13 protein-coding genes are annotated in these 15,929 nt (G+C 62.7%); 6 read left to right on the top strand and 7 right to left on the bottom strand.

Going from position 1 to position 15,929, the window contains the following annotated elements; genetic code table 11:
• Positions 1 to 180 precede the first annotated feature (180 nt).
• Positions 181 to 474 carry a YeaC family protein gene (locus tag PG887_RS05885; protein ID WP_010675423.1) on the bottom strand — a complete coding sequence of 98 codons (294 nt, stop codon included), beginning with the start codon at positions 472 to 474 and terminating at the stop codon, positions 181 to 183.
• 60 nt (positions 475 to 534) lie between these two features.
• Entirely contained in the window at positions 535 to 1,968 is a 1,434-nt protein-coding gene (locus PG887_RS05880; RefSeq protein ID WP_270821332.1) for a glyceraldehyde-3-phosphate dehydrogenase, read from the bottom strand.
• A gap of 211 nt (positions 1,969 to 2,179) precedes the next feature.
• Between PG887_RS05880 and PG887_RS05875 the strand changes: the two genes are divergently transcribed.
• Together PG887_RS05875 and PG887_RS05870 are read left to right on the top strand one after the other, a co-directional pair.
• Positions 2,180 to 2,983, top strand: coding sequence for a DUF2989 domain-containing protein (locus PG887_RS05875; protein ID WP_104455422.1), 804 nt, complete (start codon positions 2,180 to 2,182; stop codon positions 2,981 to 2,983).
• Positions 2,980 to 3,537 carry an NUDIX domain-containing protein gene (locus PG887_RS05870; protein WP_270821331.1) on the top strand — a complete coding sequence of 186 codons (558 nt, stop codon included), beginning with the start codon at positions 2,980 to 2,982 and terminating at the stop codon, positions 3,535 to 3,537. The genes PG887_RS05875 and PG887_RS05870 overlap by 4 nt, the downstream gene beginning before the upstream one ends.
• A gap of 62 nt (positions 3,538 to 3,599) precedes the next feature.
• Here PG887_RS05870 and sppA read toward each other — a convergent pair whose 3' ends face one another.
• Positions 3,600 to 5,444, bottom strand: coding sequence for a signal peptide peptidase SppA (gene sppA / locus PG887_RS05865; protein ID WP_104455424.1), 1,845 nt, complete (start codon positions 5,442 to 5,444; stop codon positions 3,600 to 3,602).
• A gap of 321 nt (positions 5,445 to 5,765) precedes the next feature.
• On the opposite strand from sppA, the gene PG887_RS05860 reads away from it, so the two are divergent.
• From PG887_RS05860 to PG887_RS05850, 3 genes are all read left to right on the top strand, one after another.
• The gene (locus PG887_RS05860; RefSeq protein WP_270821330.1) at positions 5,766 to 7,793 is read left to right on the top strand and encodes an NADPH-dependent 2,4-dienoyl-CoA reductase; all 2,028 of its coding nucleotides are present in this window, start codon (positions 5,766 to 5,768) and stop codon (positions 7,791 to 7,793) included.
• A gap of 107 nt (positions 7,794 to 7,900) precedes the next feature.
• Complete coding sequence (locus PG887_RS05855; protein WP_201996382.1) at positions 7,901 to 8,449, top strand: NAD(P)H nitroreductase; 549 nt, start codon at positions 7,901 to 7,903, stop codon at positions 8,447 to 8,449.
• A 538-nt stretch (positions 8,450 to 8,987) separates the two neighbouring features.
• On the top strand, positions 8,988 to 9,854 hold the full coding sequence (locus tag PG887_RS05850; protein WP_442866334.1) for a methyl-accepting chemotaxis protein: 867 nt from the start codon (positions 8,988 to 8,990) through the stop codon (positions 9,852 to 9,854).
• 233 nt (positions 9,855 to 10,087) lie between these two features.
• Here the strand turns inward: PG887_RS05850 and PG887_RS05845 are convergent, their stop codons facing one another.
• From PG887_RS05845 to PG887_RS05835, 3 genes are all read right to left on the bottom strand, one after another.
• Positions 10,088 to 10,636: a sugar O-acetyltransferase gene (locus PG887_RS05845; protein WP_104455427.1), complete on the bottom strand. Its 549-nt coding sequence runs from the start codon at positions 10,634 to 10,636 to the stop codon at positions 10,088 to 10,090.
• Between the two features lie 436 nt (positions 10,637 to 11,072).
• Entirely contained in the window at positions 11,073 to 11,951 is an 879-nt protein-coding gene (gene prmA, locus PG887_RS05840; RefSeq protein ID WP_010675412.1) for a 50S ribosomal protein L11 methyltransferase, read from the bottom strand.
• Positions 11,952 to 12,482: 531 nt separating this feature from the next.
• Complete coding sequence (locus PG887_RS05835) at positions 12,483 to 13,499, bottom strand: zinc-binding alcohol dehydrogenase family protein (protein WP_270821328.1); 1,017 nt, start codon at positions 13,497 to 13,499, stop codon at positions 12,483 to 12,485.
• 100 nt (positions 13,500 to 13,599) lie between these two features.
• On the opposite strand from PG887_RS05835, the gene PG887_RS05830 reads away from it, so the two are divergent.
• Positions 13,600 to 14,472, top strand: coding sequence for a LysR family transcriptional regulator (locus PG887_RS05830; RefSeq protein WP_270821327.1), 873 nt, complete (start codon positions 13,600 to 13,602; stop codon positions 14,470 to 14,472).
• Here the strand turns inward: PG887_RS05830 and PG887_RS05825 are convergent, their stop codons facing one another.
• Entirely contained in the window at positions 14,473 to 15,897 is a 1,425-nt protein-coding gene (locus PG887_RS05825) for a PTS transporter subunit EIIC (protein ID WP_270821326.1), read from the bottom strand.
• Between the last annotated feature and the right edge of the window lie 32 nt (positions 15,898 to 15,929).

The raw sequence follows: 15,929 nt of genomic DNA, 5'->3' as shown, positions 1-15,929 counted from the left end.
ATCGCCGGCAGGTGGCCCGCTGACTGCTCGCAGGTGCGTGCCAGCTCCCTTCTCCCCTGGTGGGAGAAGGGCCGGGGATGAGGGGGATGAGTCATCCTGCATAGAGAGGAAAAAAAGAGGGGAGCCATAATGGCTCCCCTCTTTCGTTTCGTTACCGCGATAGGTGACGTGCGGCCTGCCTCAGTGGCTAAGGTCTACCCGTACTATCTCTTCCTCATCGCGATACTGGCGCTTGAGCTCGCTCTTGCTCTTCATCACGATCTCGCCGTCACGGCCGATGTTCATGTGCTCGGGGTTCTCAAGGTGCATCGCCTGCCAGGCCATCACGGCCTGCAGGGAAGTGGCCTTCTGCTCCTCGGTGAGGGGCTTGCCATCCGGCCATTTGCCGAGCTCGACCGCAGTCTTGAGCCGCTCGTACACCTCTTTGGGCATCTGCGCTATCGCTTGTTGAAACGTCACTTGCTGAGACGACATCCGGCCTCTCCTTGAAAATTGAGCCATGAACACGGGTTCCGGCGGGCAGATCCTGTCGGACTATACCGGTAGATCCTGGCGGACTACGCCAGCCATCTGCTCCATCACCCGTACTACCTGACAACTGTACCCGAACTCGTTGTCATACCACACGTAGAGCACGCAGTGATCCCCCTCGGCGATGGTGGCCTGGGAGTCGACGATGCCCGCAAAACGGGAGCCCACCATGTCGGAGGAGACCAGCTCGGTGCTGGCACTGAAGTCGATCTGGCGATGCAGGGCCGAGCTCAGTGCCATCTGCTGCAGATAGGCGTTGAGGCTCTCCCGATCGGTGGTCTGTTCCAGCGACAGGTTGATGATGGCCAGGGACACGTTGGGTGTGGGCACCCGGATGGCGTTGCCGGTCAACTTGCCCTTGAGCTCCGGCAGCGCCTTGGCCACCGCCTTGGCGGCGCCGGTGCTGGTCATCACCATGTTGAGGGCTGCGCTGCGACCGCGGCGCTCGCCTTTGTGATAGTTGTCGATGAGGTTCTGATCGTTGGTATAGGAGTGGACCGTCTCCACGTGGCCGTGGCGGATGCCGTACTTGTCCTGCATCACCTTGAGCACCGGGGTGATGGCGTTGGTGGTGCAGGAGGCGGCGGAGACTATCTTGTCATCCGGGCCTATCACCTCGTGGTTGACCCCGAACACCACGTTCTTCATCTCCCCCTTGCCGGGGGCGGTCAGCAGCACCCGGGCGGCGCCGCGGGCCTTGAGGTGCTCGGACAGCCCCACTTCGTCACGCCAGACCCCGGTGTTGTCAACGATCAGCGCATTGTCGATGCCATAGGCGGTGTAGTCGATGTCGGCCGGGCTGTTGGCGTAGATCACCTGGATGAAGGTGCCATTGGCGATGATAGCGCTGCGTTCTGCATCCACCTCGATGGAGCCGTTGAAGGGGCCGTGCACCGAATCGCGGCGCAACAGGCTGGCACGCTTCTCCAGATCCCCGTCGCGACCGCCGCGCACCACGATGGCGCGCAGGCGCAGGGAGTTGGCGGCGCCGGTGCGCTCGATGAGCAGACGGGCCAGCAGGCGGCCGATGCGACCGAAGCCGTAGAGTACCACGTCGGTCGGGGCGGGCACGGTACTGCGGTTCAGGGCCGGTGCCAGCTTGGCGCGCAGATAGTCCTCGATGCCAGCTTCATCCTGGTGATCCTGCCAGTAGCCCACGGCCAGTTTGCCGAGATCGACTTCGGCGGCGGTGGGGTTCAAGGCGACGATGGCGCGCAGGAGAGGGAAGCTTTGCTGGATGGGCAGCGGGGTGCCCTGGTGGCGGCGAACGACCCGGTGGGCCTTGAGGATATCGATGGTGGAGGCGTTTTGCAGGGGGCGTCCGTAGAGGGTGATCTCTATCCCTTGCTGTCGGTAGAGGCGACCTATCAAGGGTTGCATGGCTTCGGCGAGCTCCTGGCTCTCCTGCCACGCCTGCAAGTAGTGCTCGTGGGTCATTAACCAGATCCTTTTATTTCACGTTGTTGAAGCAAGTTGCCTGGGCAAATTGAAATTCGTCGAAGGCAGATCAGTGTAGGGCTGATGGTTTCGTTATATTATTCTGCAATCGCGGCCTTATACGGCGCGCGCATTGTAATGGATATGTAGCCTGTTTGCTAGTTGGCGGTGGCCGGTGCGGGTTGCGATTGTTATCAACCAGATGTGAACCATGACCCTATTCTCACAGCGTCCGTTACTGCTTTCCCTCGCTTGTTGCCTGACGTTGACGGCCTGCGACGACGACAGGATCCACAACATCTGCTCCCAATATCCCGCCCTGTGCGCGGACCTGGTGGACGACGGCTGGTGTCGCTATGAGCGCAGCGACGTCATTCGCGGTCGTTACTATCTCCAGGAAGAGGGGACGGACAGGCGCAAGTACGATCTGATGCGCGGCCTGGAGCGTTATCTGCAGTGCGCCGAGCACTCCACCAATATCGAGTACAAGCGTGCCAGGGAGCAGAAGAGCCCCAGAGTGGAAGGGATGCTGGCCGCCGGCCGTCAACTGGAGCAACTGGACGCTCAGACCCGGGGTTCCCAGGATCCCTACCTGCTGCTCTGGCACTGGACCAACAACACCAGTCCCGAGGCCCGCGCCAGCTTCCTCGCGCAGGAGGGGACGCCGAGCCTCGAGGAGCCCGAGCTGCAACTGGCGCTCGGCGGCATTTATGCCAAGAGCGAGCCCGAGAAGGCCATCAGGCTGATGCACCATGCGCTCTCCCTCTATCGGGAGGGGGACAAGGTCAACAGCCGGATCCTCACCGCCCTCAGCACCCTCTACATGGGGCAGAAGCGATTTGATCAGGCTTATCTGTGGGGCAAGGTGAGCGAGTCATTCCAGGAGAGCCCCGAGGTCTCCGCCACCCGGCTCGGCATTTACCATGCCATCGGCAAGGAGGAGCAGGAGACGCTGGACGACCAGGCGTCCACCATCGTCGACGCACTCAGGCAGGGGAGCTACCGCACACCATGAATCCGACCCTGACAGAGGTCCGGGAGTGGGCCCATCCCTTCGATATCCGCCTCGTCCACGGCCAGATCCGCGGCGAGGACAGGGTGCTTGAACGGGCCACGGTGAGGGCCGTGGTGATGCGTGGTGATCAACTGCTGCTGGTGCACTCCCGCGTCAACGGGGATCTCATGTTCCCCGGTGGCGGCATCGAGCACGGGGAGGCGCACGATGCGGCCTTGGCCCGGGAGCTGCGGGAAGAGTGTGGCGCCGAGCTGGTGGCCGTGGGCCCCCTGCTGGGAGAGACCTGGGAGTATCGTGCCGCGCGCGAGCCGGATTACGATGCCTACTGCATCCGATCGTCATATTACCTCTGCCGGGTCGGGGAGGACTGGAGTGCGCCGCGCCCCCAGCCCTACGAGATCCGCCTCGGCTTCACGCCGGGCTGGTTCCCCCTGGCCGAGGCCCTGCAAACCAACAAGACCCAGCTGGCGGGTCCCTGTCCCCAGTGGACGGCGCGAGAGACCCGGGTGCTGGCAGAGTTGCACCGCTGGCAAGCGTCCGGCTTGCTGACCTGACAAGGCCGCTTGCCCCATAAAAAAACCGCCTGTCGGCGGTTTTTTTATGGCTGTCCCCGGCGTCAGGGGAGACAGACCGGGCAGAAGGCGTAGGTGCCCTGGGGATCGTTGAAGCGGGTCAGCGGGTCCAGAGTGCGGTTCATCTCCAGCAGCGCCTTGCCAAGCCCGGCGGGCAGCCAGCTTTGCAGGTGCGGGGCCAGCGCCTGGGCGCTGCTGTCAAACAGCTCGCGCAGGAACTTGTCCCTGGCAGACTCTTCCGGTGCGATGGGGGTGACCTGCCAGCTCTTGAGGTTGGCGAGATCGGCGGCCGCCTTGAGGGCGTCATCCAGATTGCCAAACTCGTCCACCAGCCCCAGTGCCTTGGCATCCTGCCCGGTCCAGACCCGGCCTTCGGCGGCTTTTTCCGCCTCTTCCGGGCTAAGGCCCCGGCCCTTGCCCACCAGGCCGACAAAGCGCTGATAGGTGTCTTCCACGCTCAGTTGAATGGCTTCACCCACGTGATCCGGCAGGGCACGGGTCAGCCCGACCCCCACGAAGTCGGTGGTGCCGACGCCGTCGGTGTGTACCCCGTACTGGGAGAGCGCCTTGTCGATGGTGGCGAACATGCCGAACACCCCGATGGAGCCGGTGAGGGTGGTGGGGGAGGCGAAGATCTTGTCCGCATCGGCGGAGATCCAGTAGCCACCGGAGGCAGCGTAGCTGCCCATGGAGATGACCACCGGCTTGCCCGCCTGTTTCAGGGCCAGCAATTCGGCGCGGATCTGCTCGGCGGCGAAGGCGCTGCCGCCCGGGCTGTCCACTCGCAGCACCACGGCTTTCACCTGATCGTCACGGCGGGCTTCTGCCAGCAGATCGGCAAGGCTGTCGCCGCCGATGGTGCCGGCAGGCTGGACGCCATCCATGATGGCGCCGCTGGCGGTGATGAGGCCTACCTCATCCTTGCCGCTCTGGGGGTACTGCTCCGGGATGGCGGCCAGATACTCTTTCAGGCCCACGCCCTTCCAGCCGTGATCATCGTCCTCGCCCACTTCCTTGATCACCGCCTGGGTCATTTCGTCGCGGGTGGCGAGCTGATCCACCAGACCGTTGTCGAGGGCGTAGCTGGCCGCATTGCCACCGGCCTTGCGCAGCAGTTCGAGGAAGTGATCCTTGTTCGGTGCGACGGCATCCGGCTCGATCTCCCGCTGCTCCGCCACGTCGGCCACATAGGATTGCCACAGCTGATCCAGCCAGCGCTGGTTCGCCTCCTTGCTCTCGGGGGACATCTCGTCCCGGGTGTAGGGCTCGACGAAGGACTTGTAGGTGCCGACCTTGAAGACGTGCGGGGTGATGTTGAGCTTCTCCAGTGCCGACTTGAAGTAGGTCTGGTAGACACCCAGCCCCTCGATCAGCACGGCACCACTCTGGTTGAGCAGCACGTGGTCGGCGTGGGCGGCGAGCAGATAGGCCCCCTGGCTGTAGTAGTCCGCCATGGCGATGACCGGCTTGCCGCTCTCCTTGAAGGCGTCGATGGCGGCCGTCACCTCCTGCAGTTTGGAGAGGCTGGCCCCTTGCAGACCCTGGGGCTTGATCACCAGCGCCTTGATGCGATCGTCATTCCCCGCACTCTTGATGGCCCACAGCAGATCGGAGAGGACGATTTCGCTTGGCTGCTCGTCCCCCTTGTCCATCTGCCTGAGCAGTTGCACCGTGGGATCGGTCTGGGTGCGCTGTTCTACCAGCACACCGGAGAGATTGAGGGTGAGCGCCCCCTCGATGGGGGTGCTTGGGGTCTCGCTCTGGCTGACGCTGAAGACAATGACCAGCACGACGAGAAGAAACAGCAGGTTGACCAGCATCAAGCGGGTAAAGTTGAGCAGGCGCCAGAGGCTGCGAAAGAGCCATCCCAGACCTTTGAAAATAGACATAGCTGCGTTGTCGCCCTGTTAATGGGTTGAGAGCAGCCATTATTAACCAGTTGCGCAGCCAATTGCCATTTCCCCTTGAGTCGACTGCCTCCCCGCCACTTCGGAACACAGCTGTTCGCTGAAAAAATGTCCAAACATTTGTTTGAAAAAGAGTTTTCGATTCTTTACTCTAGCTCCAGTTTGATAACAAAAAATTAACTGAAAGGCCCGATGAGCCAGCCCCACCTCCACCTACCCCTTCTTTTTACTGCCCGTCACCCGAGGCAGCCAGGAAGGCTGGAGCATGACCCCGTGCACATCGACCTCGACAAGGAGTGCATCATGAGCCGTTATCCCACGCTGCTGACCCCCCTCGATCTGGGTTTTACCCAGTTGCGCAACCGCGTACTGATGGGGTCCATGCACACCGGCCTCGAGGAGGAAAAGGGGGGCTTTGACAAGCTGGCCGCCTTCTATGGCGAGCGGGCCCGTGGCGGGGTCGGTCTCATCGTGACCGGCGGTATCGCCCCCAATTTGCGGGGGCGGCTGGTGCCCCACGGCTCCCAGCTGAGCTTTCCCTGGCAGGTAGCCAAACACCGCAAGGTGACCGAGGCAGTGCACCGGGAAGGGGGCAAGATAGCGCTGCAGATCCTTCATGCGGGCCGCTACGCCTACCATCCGTTCAGCCTGGCGCCGAGCGCCCTCAAGGCTCCCATCTCCCCGTTCAAGCCGCGGGCCATGAGCGAGCGGCAGATCCGCGGCACCATTCGCGACTTCGCCGCCACTGCGGCGCTGGCCAAGGCGGCCGGTTATGACGGGGTCGAGGTGATGGGCTCGGAAGGCTATCTCATCAACCAGTTCATCTGCGAACGCACCAACAAGCGCACCGATGGCTGGGGCGGCAGCAGCGAAAACCGCATGCGCTTCCCGGTGGAGATTGTCCGCGCCATCCGTGAGCGGGTGGGCACGGATTTCATCATCATCTTCCGCCTCTCCATGCTGGATCTGGTGGAGCAGGGCTCCTCCCTTGAGGAAGTGATCGCACTTGGCCGGGCACTGGAGCAGGTGGGGGTCACCCTCATCAACACCGGTATCGGCTGGCACGAGGCGCGCATTCCCACCATCGCCACCAGCGTGCCGCGCGGTGCCTTCAGCTGGGTGACCGCCGAGCTGAAAAAGCACCTCAAGGTGCCCCTCATCACCACCAACCGCATCAACACCCCCGAGGTGGCGGAGCGCATCCTGGCGGGCGGCGAAGCGGACATGGTCTCCATGGCGCGCCCCTTCCTGGCAGACCCCGAATTCGTCATCAAGGCGGCTGAAGACAGGGCGGACGAGATCAACACCTGCATCGCCTGCAACCAGGCCTGCCTCGACCACGTGTTCAAGCAAAAGCGTGCCTCCTGCCTGGTCAATCCCCGCGCCTGCTTTGAGACCGAGTTGACGTTTGGCCGGGTGCCCCAGCCCAAGAAGCTGGCGGTGGTGGGGGCGGGTCCTGCCGGGCTGGCGTTTGCCTGCTACGCCGCCGAGCGGGGCCATCAGGTAAGCCTGTTCGATCAGGCGAGCGAAATCGGCGGCCAGTTCAACTTTGCCAAGCAGATCCCGGGCAAGGAGGAGTTTCGCGAGACCCTGCGCTACTTTGCCAAACGGCTTGAGAAGTGCGGCGTCGAGCTCTATCTGGGCCAGCGCCAGAGTGCCGAGAGCCTCTTGGGCGGCGGTTTTGACGAGGTGATCCTCGCCACCGGCATCCGCCCGCGCACCCCCAATATCCCGGGTATCGAGCACCCCAAGGTGTTGAGCTATCTGGATGTGCTGCGGGATCACAAGCCGGTGGGCGAGAAGGTGGCGGTCATCGGCGCCGGCGGCATCGGCTTCGATGTGGCCGAATACCTGGTGGAAAAGAGAGGATCGCCGGATGCTGAAAGCCATCGCGATCACTGGCTCAAGGAGTGGGGTATCGACAAGCAACTGGGTGAGCGCGGCGGCCTGACTACCCCCGAAATCGATGCCCCCGAGCGCCAGATCTGGTTGCTCCAGCGCAAGGAGAGCAAGGTGGGCGACGGCCTTGGCAAGACCACCGGCTGGATCCATCGCACCGTGCTCAAGAATCGCAAGGTGCAGATGCTCTCCGGCGTCCAGTACCTGCGTATCGACGATGCCGGGCTTCACATCCAGGTGGGCGACCAGCAGCAGTGCCTGCCGGTGGATCAGGTGATCATCTGTGCCGGACAGGAGCCCCTCAAGGAGTTGCAGGCCGGTCTGCAGGCTGCTGGCAAGCCGGTGCACATCATCGGCGGTGCCGACGTGGCCGCCGAGCTGGATGCCAAACGCGCCATCCGTCAAGGGGCGGAGCTGGCTGCCGTCATCTAGCCTCCCGGCCCTTTCGTATCCTGACAAACCCCTGAACCTCAGGGGTTTTCTTCATCTGGTGCTGTGCTAAGGTAGCGCCATCATCGCCTTTGACAAGGAACTGCCCCATGGATGCCCTCCATCTGTTACTCAATCGCCACTCCTGTGGTCGTCTGGCCGAGCCTGCCCCGAGTGGCGAAGTGCTCGACAATATCCTCAAGGCCGGGCTGCGGGCGCCGGATCACGGCACTCTGACCCCCTGGCAGTTCATCCTGTTTGAAGGGGAGGGGCGTGAGCGTCTGGGGACATTGCTGGCCGATGCCGCCCATGCCCGTGGCGAGGATGCGGACAGTGTCGAGAAGTGCCGCGTCGCGCCACTGCGTGCTCCCCTGGTGATCGCGGTGGCGACCCGTTATCAGGCGCACCCCAAGGTACCGAAACTGGAGCAGGAGCTCTCTGCCGGTTGCGCCCTGATGGCGATGCAGATGGCGGCCCAGGCCCAGGGCTTCAACGGCATCTGGCGCTCCGGCTGGTTCATCTTCGACGAGCAGATCCATGGTGCACTGGGGCTGGCACCGGAGGATCAACTGGTGGGCTTCCTCTACCTTGGCACCCCCATGCTGGAGGCCCGCAAGCTGCGCGAGTTGCCCATTCAGGACTTCGTGCGCAGCTTCTGAAGCGCAGAACGCCAAAAGCCCTGATTATTCAGGGCTTTTTTGTTTTCTGACAGAGCCGTCAGGCTGTACTGATAAATGCGCACTTGCCAAGAGGGTAGAAGGGGGTTGGCCGGACATTTTTTGAATTGTGAGAGATTCTTCTCACTCCTGGTTTATTACGCTATGTAAAACGTTTGCGCCACGTTATTATCCCACTGCCAGTTTAGAAGGTGACCCCTTCTAATTTTCTGCGATGAGAGTCGCAATTCCGTAGCACCTTTTTAGAGCCCAACGTCTTGATGACATTGGGCTTCATTTTTTGCGGGATCGGCACGTCAGCGTTCTTTCTCCTCCGCCTCTTCTCTACCTCACCCGGCCTCTTTGTGGCGATCTTTTGCACAGTCATTGATGTGGTCTCGATTGGAATCAGGATCAGGGTCAAATATCCTGCATTTGCAGGTGAAATCCGGCCCGGGATCCGCCAGCATCGGCAGAGACAAGAGAGCCAGAGGCTTCCCTTTGACGTCGACTGCCCGCACCTTTGCCATCCGGAGGCCATATGTGGTTCAACCGCAAGCTTGAAAAAGAGAATCAACAGCTCAGGGAGACGATGCTTCTCAAAGAGCAGCAGCACCAGAGCGAACTGGCCGAATTGCGCGCCACCATCGGTGAATACGAGCACATGCAGCGCACCAGCCGGGAGCGTGGCGATCTCTTCAATCAGGTTATCACCTGCCAGAACCAGGGAGGTGAGATGCTGCAGAGCGTGCGGGAAGCGCTGGCTGGCAGTGCCGAGCACCTGATGGCTGAAAAGGGAGCGCTTTGCGAGCTGGATCAGCTCTTTGCCCAGACCCGGGGCGCCATCACTCGTCTCTCCGGTCGCGCCCATGCCATCACGGATGAGGCGGCTCGCAGCCTCGCAGCCGTCCATCAGCTCGATGCCAGCACATCCGCCATCAACCAGTTCGTGACCGCCATCCAGGGCATTTCGGATCAGACCAACCTGCTGGCACTCAATGCGGCCATCGAGGCGGCCAGGGCCGGTGAAGCTGGTCGAGGATTCGCCGTGGTCGCCGATGAGGTGCGTCAGCTGGCGAGCAAGGCTCATGAAGCCAGCAGCCAGATCGAGGTGCTGGTCAAGCAGATAGTGGCCCAGGCACAGGAGATCAAGTCCATCATCGATGACAACCAGGCCAGTGCCGCCGAGGTGGCGACCTCTTCCTCCCAGATCGATGTGGTGGTGACCCAGGTGCTGGCACAATCAGGCCGGATGCAGCAGGTGATCCACAGTGCGGCCTCCACCTCCTTCCTCAATACCACCAAGCTGGATCACGCCGTCTGGAAGAACACCATCTATCGGCTCATCGATCAGCAGCATTTTCACGAGCCGGTGAGCGACCACGCTCAGTGCAGGCTGGGCAAATGATATTTAGAGGGGCAGGGGGCCGAGCTCTTCGCCCACAAGCCGGGCTTTCGTGAACTGGATGGGCCCCACAAGCGGGTCCACGAGAGCGGCAAGGCCGCCCTGCACGCGCGCGAGCAGGGGGATATCAAAAGCATGGTCGAGCAGCTCAAGACCATGGAAAACGCCAGCATGCAGGTGGTGCACTGCATCGACCGCTTGCTGGAAAGCGCCTGAGCGAGCCTCGGGCCTTCCGCTCAACCTTTGACTGGCAGCAGCCGTGCCGGGTTGCCTGCCACCCTGGCACCGGCCGGTACATCTCTGGTCACGACCGAGCCCGCACCCACGACGGCTTCCCGCCCTATGGTGACGCCGGGCAGCAGAATGGCGCCGCCGCCTATCCAGACCCTGTCTTCGATGGTGACCGGCAGTGCCGTCTCAACCCCCTGAATGCGCTCATCGGCGTCCAGCGCATGGGCGGCGGTGTAGATCTGCACGTTCGGCCCAATCATCACCTCGGCACCGATGCGAATGGGGGCATTGTCCAGCAGGGTGGCCCCCATGTTGATGTAGCTACCCTTGCCAAGGTGGATGTGGCGGCCATAGGTGCAGTAGAGGGGCGGGCAGATGAAAGCACCCTGTGCCAGCTCGCCGACGATCTGCAGCAGCAGTGCCAGCTGTTCATCCCCCTCGTCGCTGCGATTGAAGCGGCGGTACAGGCGAGCCGTCTCCCGGCGCAACAGATCCAGCTCTGGCGCCATGCAGTTGTAAGGCTGGCTGGCGATCATCTTCTCGTATTCGGTCATGACTGGGCCTCGATGGGGTGGAGGAAGAGAGGATAAGCCATCGGGAGGCAGAGAAGCGTGAGGTTCTCCCCAGAGTGGGCAGAAGGAGAACGGCGTCCGGAAACGACCTAAGTGTTGCCGCTGTGGCTTGTCAGCCGAGTGTGTGGCCAATGGGTTGGCAACTGCCGTGGCTTGTTGTTTATCAGCCGAGTTTGCGGCCGATGGGTTGGCAACTGCCGTGGTTTGTTGCTTATCAGCCGAGTGTGCGGCCGATGGGTTGGCAACTGCCGTGGCTTGTTGTTTATCAGCCGAGTGTGCGGCTGATGGGTTGGCAGCCACCGTGGCTTGTTGTTTATCAGCCGAGTGTGCGGCTGATGGGTTGGCAACTGCCGTGGCTTGTTGCTTATCAGCCGAGTGTGCGGCTGATGGGTTGGCAGCCACCGTGGCTTGTTGTTTATCAGCCGAGTTTGCGGCCGGAGAGGCGGCACCACTCTTCCTTCACCGCAGTCGGGTCCATCTCGAACCACTGGCCATAGATGGTCTCCAGCTCTGGCGCCTGGCTTTCCAGCACGCCGGAGAGGGCCATCAGGCTGCCCGCCTTGCCGTGGCCGGCGATAAGCGGCGCCAGTTCCCGCAGCGGGCCGGCCAGGATGTTGGCGACCACCACGTCCGCTTCGACGTCTTGCGGCTGATCCGCCGGCAGGTAGAGTTCGATCTGGTCGGCAACGCCATTTCGCTCGGCGTTGTCACGGCTGGCCTGGATGGCCTGCGGATCGATATCGATGCCGATGACCCGGGCAGCCCCCAGTTTCAGGGCGGCGATGCCGAGGATGCCGGAGCCGCAACCAAAGTCGACGACGGTTTTGCCGGCCAGATCCAGCCCGTCCAGCCACTGCAGGCAGAGCGCCGTGGTGGGGTGGGTACCGGTGCCGAAGGCCAGGCCCGGGTCCAGCATGACGTTGACCGCATCGGGGTTCGGCACGTCGCGCCAGCTCGGGCAGATCCAGAGCCGCTCGCCGAACTGCATGGGGTGGAAGTGATCCATCCACTCGCGCACCCAGTCCTTGTCTTCCAGCTGTTCGACCTTGTAGCCCACGTCTTCTCCGAAGATCTGCTGGAAGAAGGCGATGGTGGGAGCCGGATCGGTTTCGGCATCGAACAGTCCCATTACTTCGGTCTCGCCCCAGAGCGGGGTTTCACCGGGCATGGGCTCATAGACGGGCACATCCTTGGCATCCATAAAGGTCACCGCCTGGGCCCCACGCCCCAGCAGCATGTTGCTCACCTTGTCTGCGGTCTTGGCAGTGGCGTTGATTCGAATTTGTATCCAGGGCATGGCGTCGGCTCTTCATAAATGTGAAACCGCGGGATTCTATCATCATGGGCCCGTGCTGTCGTGGTTTGACCATGGTCTCATGGGGAAGGGAGGTAACTCTGCCAAGTTGGCACGGTTAATGTATTCCTTCATGGGTGACGGGAAGCAACTTGTTCCCGCTGAATGCTTTGCTCTATGAAGTTCCGTCATCTTTTTTCAGCCACCTTCGGGTGGCTTTTTTTATGCCGGTGCGCTGAAAAGCGGTTAATTGGGAGGGAAAAGCAGAGATTGGCACGCTATCTGCAAAGTTACAGATGTCCTGCATAAGGATATGTGTGTGATTGTTACCCCAACGTTCAGGTTTTTAGGGCCATCCCGACGGGATGGCCTCTTTTTTATGGTTTTTTCGGGGGAGATGCCCCGTCAGGGACAAAGGTTACCTGCGGGGCTGTGCACTCTTGGGGCTTGTCACTGGTGATTTCACCCCATGATGGTGCATTTATTTACCTAAAAGGGAATAGGCTGGACGGTAAGGCCCGCCTGGGCTGTGCCTCAGCGATGGAAGCCGCTCATGTCGATCACCAGCTTGCCCACCATGCGACCCGCTTCCAGCTCGGCATGAGCCCGGGCCAGGGTGAGGGGCGTCAGTTCGGGCACCACCTTGCTGAGGGTGGTCTTGAGCACCCCTTCATCGATCAGGGCCGAGACCCGGCCGAGCAGGTTGTGCTGCTCGATCATGTCCGGGGTCTGGAACAGGGAGCGGGTAAACATGAACTCCTGGCTGAAGGTGACGCTCTTGGGTTTGAGCAGACCCAGATCCCAGGGTTCACTGGACTCGGCGATGGTGCAGATATGGCCAAACGGACGAATGAGGCTGGCCATGGTGTTCCAGTGCTGCTCGGTGGCGTTGGTGCAGAAGATGGCATCCACCTCGCTGATGCCGAGCGCCTTGAGCTCCGCCTGCAGATGGTGATGGCTCACCACCTGGTGTGCCCCCATGTCCAGGCACCACTCCCGGGTTTCGGGGCGCGATGCGGTGGCGATCACCTCCATGCCGGTGAGCTGGCGGGCGAGCTGGATGGCGATGGAACCGACCCCGCCGGCGCCCCCGATGATCAGCAGTCGCCCGGTGCTTTCGCGGGTAAGGCTCATGCGCTCGAACAGGGTTTCCCAGGCGGTGATGGCGGTGAGCGGCAGGGCGGCGGCTTCCAGATCGGTCAGGGTGACTGGGGCGATGGCGGCAATGCGCTCGTCCACCAGTTGCAGGGCGCTGTTGCTGCCCGGGCGGCTGATGTCGCCGGCATACCAGACCCTGTCACCGGCCTTGAACAGGGTGACGTCGCTACCGATGGCGATCACCTCGCCCACGGCGTCCCAGCCCAGCACGCGGGGGCTGCTTTCGACCTTGTCCTTGGGGGCGCGTACCTTGGTGTCGACCGGATTGATGGAGGTGGCGTTGACCCGTACCAGCAGATCCCGCGGGCCCGGTGTCGGATCGGGTAGATCGCTCTCGATGAAGCAGTGGGGGTGGTTGCTTGGCAGATAGTGAGTCAGGGCGATGGCTTTCATGGCTTTTCCTTTCAAATAGCAGTGTTCGGGATTGCCACTCACTCTAGTCTGGATGATTATCAAGATTAAGATGGGTAATTGGTAAAGACTGTTTGAATATATGAACAATGTCGAACTGGAGTTGATGGGGCTGTTCGCCACCGTGATGGAGCAGGGGAGCTTCACCGGGGCGGCCGAGGTGCTCGGTATGCCCAAGTCCTCGGTGAGCCAGAAGATCTCGCGCCTCGAATCCCGGCTCGGGGTGAGGTTGCTGCAACGCACCACCCGCAGGCTCAGCCTGACGCCCCAGGGGGAGGTCTATGTGGTCCATTGTCAGGAGCTGCTGGCACTGGCGCGCAGCGCCAATCTGGCGATGGCGCGGTTGCGCGCGGCTCCTGGAGGGCGGGTGCGGATCACTGCTCCCGAAGCCACGGGAACCTTGCTGCTTGGCCGGATACTGGCCGAATTTCGCGCCCTCTATCCCGAGGTGGTGCTGGAGCTGACCCTTTGCGATGAACAGCTGGATCTGGTGGGGGAAGGTTACGATCTGGCGCTGCGGGCAGCGCCGCTGAAAGATTCCAGCCTCATCTGCCGGCGCATCGGCCAGGTGGCGCGCCATCTGGTGGCATCTCCCGGTTACCTGGCGGCCAACGGGACGCCGCTCCAGCTCTCGGAGCTGGCCGGACACGCCTGCCTGGTACATGGCTCCTTGCCGGTGTGGCCATTGCAGGAGGGGGGCTGGCGCCCTCGCGGGGCCTGCCAGAGCAACAGCCTGCTGGCGCTGCGGGAGCTGGCACTCCATGACGGGGGGATTGCCCTGCTGCCAGCCCATGTCTGCGGCGACGATCTGGCGGCGGGGCGACTGCTCAAGGTGCTGCCGGATCTCCTGGTTCCGGTGAACCCCTTCTATCTCATCTACCCGAGCCGGGAACACCTGGCCCCCGCCCTTCGCAGCCTGATGGACTTCGTGGCCGAACGTCTTCCCTTTGCCTGATCACTGGTGCTGGCCAAGGGGAGCCTGAGCCGGTTCGAGACCGAGCGGGACCGACTGGCGTTCCGCCAGCATGCGGATCTGCCCTTCGATGAGGCCGGCATGGGGGCCGAGCACCAGCACCAGCTGATGTTCGTTGAGCACGACCCAGGAGAGGCAGCCCAGTCTGGCCAGGCAGGATTGATCCACCAGGGCCATGTCGCGAACTCGCAGGCTGAGGCGGGTCAGGCAGACGCTCATGGCCTGCAGGTTGTCCATGCCCCCCAGCATCTTGAGGTACTGGATAGCCAGCATCTGGGGATCGGTGGGGGCCACGGTCGCGAGCCGGGAGAGATCCTCGGCGATGGGCTTGCCCGGCAGACTGAGGGGAGCGTGTTCCAGCAGCCGGGAGAAGAGCAGGGCATAGACGATGAAGAAGAGGATGCCCAGGGGGATGAGCCAGAAGCTGTGCAGACCGGCGTGGTAGCTCAGCACCAGGTCCAGCAATCCGGCAGAAAAGTAGCTGCCCACCTGGATGTCGAGCCCGCTGCAGATGGCCAGCGACAGCCCGGTCAGCAGGGCATGGGCCAGAAAGAGCCAGGGTGCGGTGAAGGCAAACAGGAACTCGATGGGCTCCGTGATGCCCACCAGTGCCGAGGTGAGCGCCAGGGTGAGCAGCAGCCCCCCCTGGGGCAGCTGCTGCATCCGCTGGCGATGGATCCAGATGGCAAAACAGGCACCGGGCAGGCCGAACATGATGACCGGATAGAGCCCGGCCACATAGCCTTCATGCAGCGGCTGGGCGGTCGAGAGGGCTTGCAGGTTGCTCTCCCCCAGCCCGATGAGGCTGCCCAGCACCTGGTGCAGACCGAGGGGGATCAGCAGCCGGTTCAGCACGCCGTAGCAGAAGGCGCCAAATGGCGTGGTGAGCAGATCGGAGGCGAGCAGGGTGAGCCCCTGTTCCAGCAGCGGCCAGAGGATGGAGAGGGGAAGCACCAGCAGCAGGCAGGCCAGCGCCGAGAGCAACATGCCCGGCAGATCTTCCTGCAGGGGGCGCAACCAGCCCGGCAGCCGCAGAGTGCGGGCCCGGGAGCAAACCATGGCGGTGACGAGCCCGGCCAGCAGGCCGCAGATCATGTCCGCATGCAGCCCGGGCACCAGGGTGCCCAGCGCCGAGCTCAGCAGCAGGAAGTTGACCGCACCGGCGAGCGCCTGGGCTCCTTGCCCCTGGCGACTCAACCCGAAGGCAATGGCCACCGCATAGATGAGCGGCATCTGGCTGAAGAGGGCGCGACCGGCGAGGGAGAGCACGGCGAGATCCAGCACGTCCGGTTGGCCGAGCCGGTGGAGCAGGGCGGCCAGGGGCAGGATGGAGACGGGAAGCAACAGGGCATAGCCGAGGCGCTGCAGGGACTGGGTCAGGATCTTTCTGGCGTTCTGGACTGGCATGGGGGCACGGTATTTGTGACGTGGCGCACATT

Origin of the sequence: Aeromonas sp. QDB14, from assembly GCF_027707845.1 — a bacterium.
Taxonomy (GTDB): Bacteria; Pseudomonadota; Gammaproteobacteria; order Enterobacterales; family Aeromonadaceae; genus Aeromonas; species Aeromonas caviae.
Note: the sequence above shows the minus strand (reverse complement) of the source record. Positions and strands in the feature narration are given on the sequence as shown.

Bases quoted from the DNA above. Each gene is read 5' to 3' on its own strand.
- PG887_RS05885 (WP_010675423.1), bottom strand. From the start codon at position 474: ATGTCGTCTCAGCAAGTGACGTTTCAACAAGCGATAGCGCAGATGCCC.
- PG887_RS05880 (WP_270821332.1), bottom strand. From the start codon at position 1,968: ATGACCCACGAGCACTACTTGCAGGCGTGGCAGGAGAGCCAGGAGCTC.
- PG887_RS05875 (WP_104455422.1), top strand. From the start codon at position 2,180: ATGACCCTATTCTCACAGCGTCCGTTACTGCTTTCCCTCGCTTGTTGC.
- PG887_RS05870 (WP_270821331.1), top strand. From the start codon at position 2,980: ATGAATCCGACCCTGACAGAGGTCCGGGAGTGGGCCCATCCCTTCGAT.
- sppA (WP_104455424.1), bottom strand. From the start codon at position 5,444: ATGTCTATTTTCAAAGGTCTGGGATGGCTCTTTCGCAGCCTCTGGCGC.
- PG887_RS05860 (WP_270821330.1), top strand. From the start codon at position 5,766: ATGAGCCGTTATCCCACGCTGCTGACCCCCCTCGATCTGGGTTTTACC.
- PG887_RS05855 (WP_201996382.1), top strand. From the start codon at position 7,901: ATGGATGCCCTCCATCTGTTACTCAATCGCCACTCCTGTGGTCGTCTG.
- PG887_RS05850 (WP_442866334.1), top strand. From the start codon at position 8,988: ATGTGGTTCAACCGCAAGCTTGAAAAAGAGAATCAACAGCTCAGGGAG.
- PG887_RS05845 (WP_104455427.1), bottom strand. From the start codon at position 10,636: ATGACCGAATACGAGAAGATGATCGCCAGCCAGCCTTACAACTGCATG.
- prmA (WP_010675412.1), bottom strand. From the start codon at position 11,951: ATGCCCTGGATACAAATTCGAATCAACGCCACTGCCAAGACCGCAGAC.
- PG887_RS05835 (WP_270821328.1), bottom strand. From the start codon at position 13,499: ATGAAAGCCATCGCCCTGACTCACTATCTGCCAAGCAACCACCCCCAC.
- PG887_RS05830 (WP_270821327.1), top strand. From the start codon at position 13,600: ATGAACAATGTCGAACTGGAGTTGATGGGGCTGTTCGCCACCGTGATG.
- PG887_RS05825 (WP_270821326.1), bottom strand. From the start codon at position 15,897: ATGCCAGTCCAGAACGCCAGAAAGATCCTGACCCAGTCCCTGCAGCGC.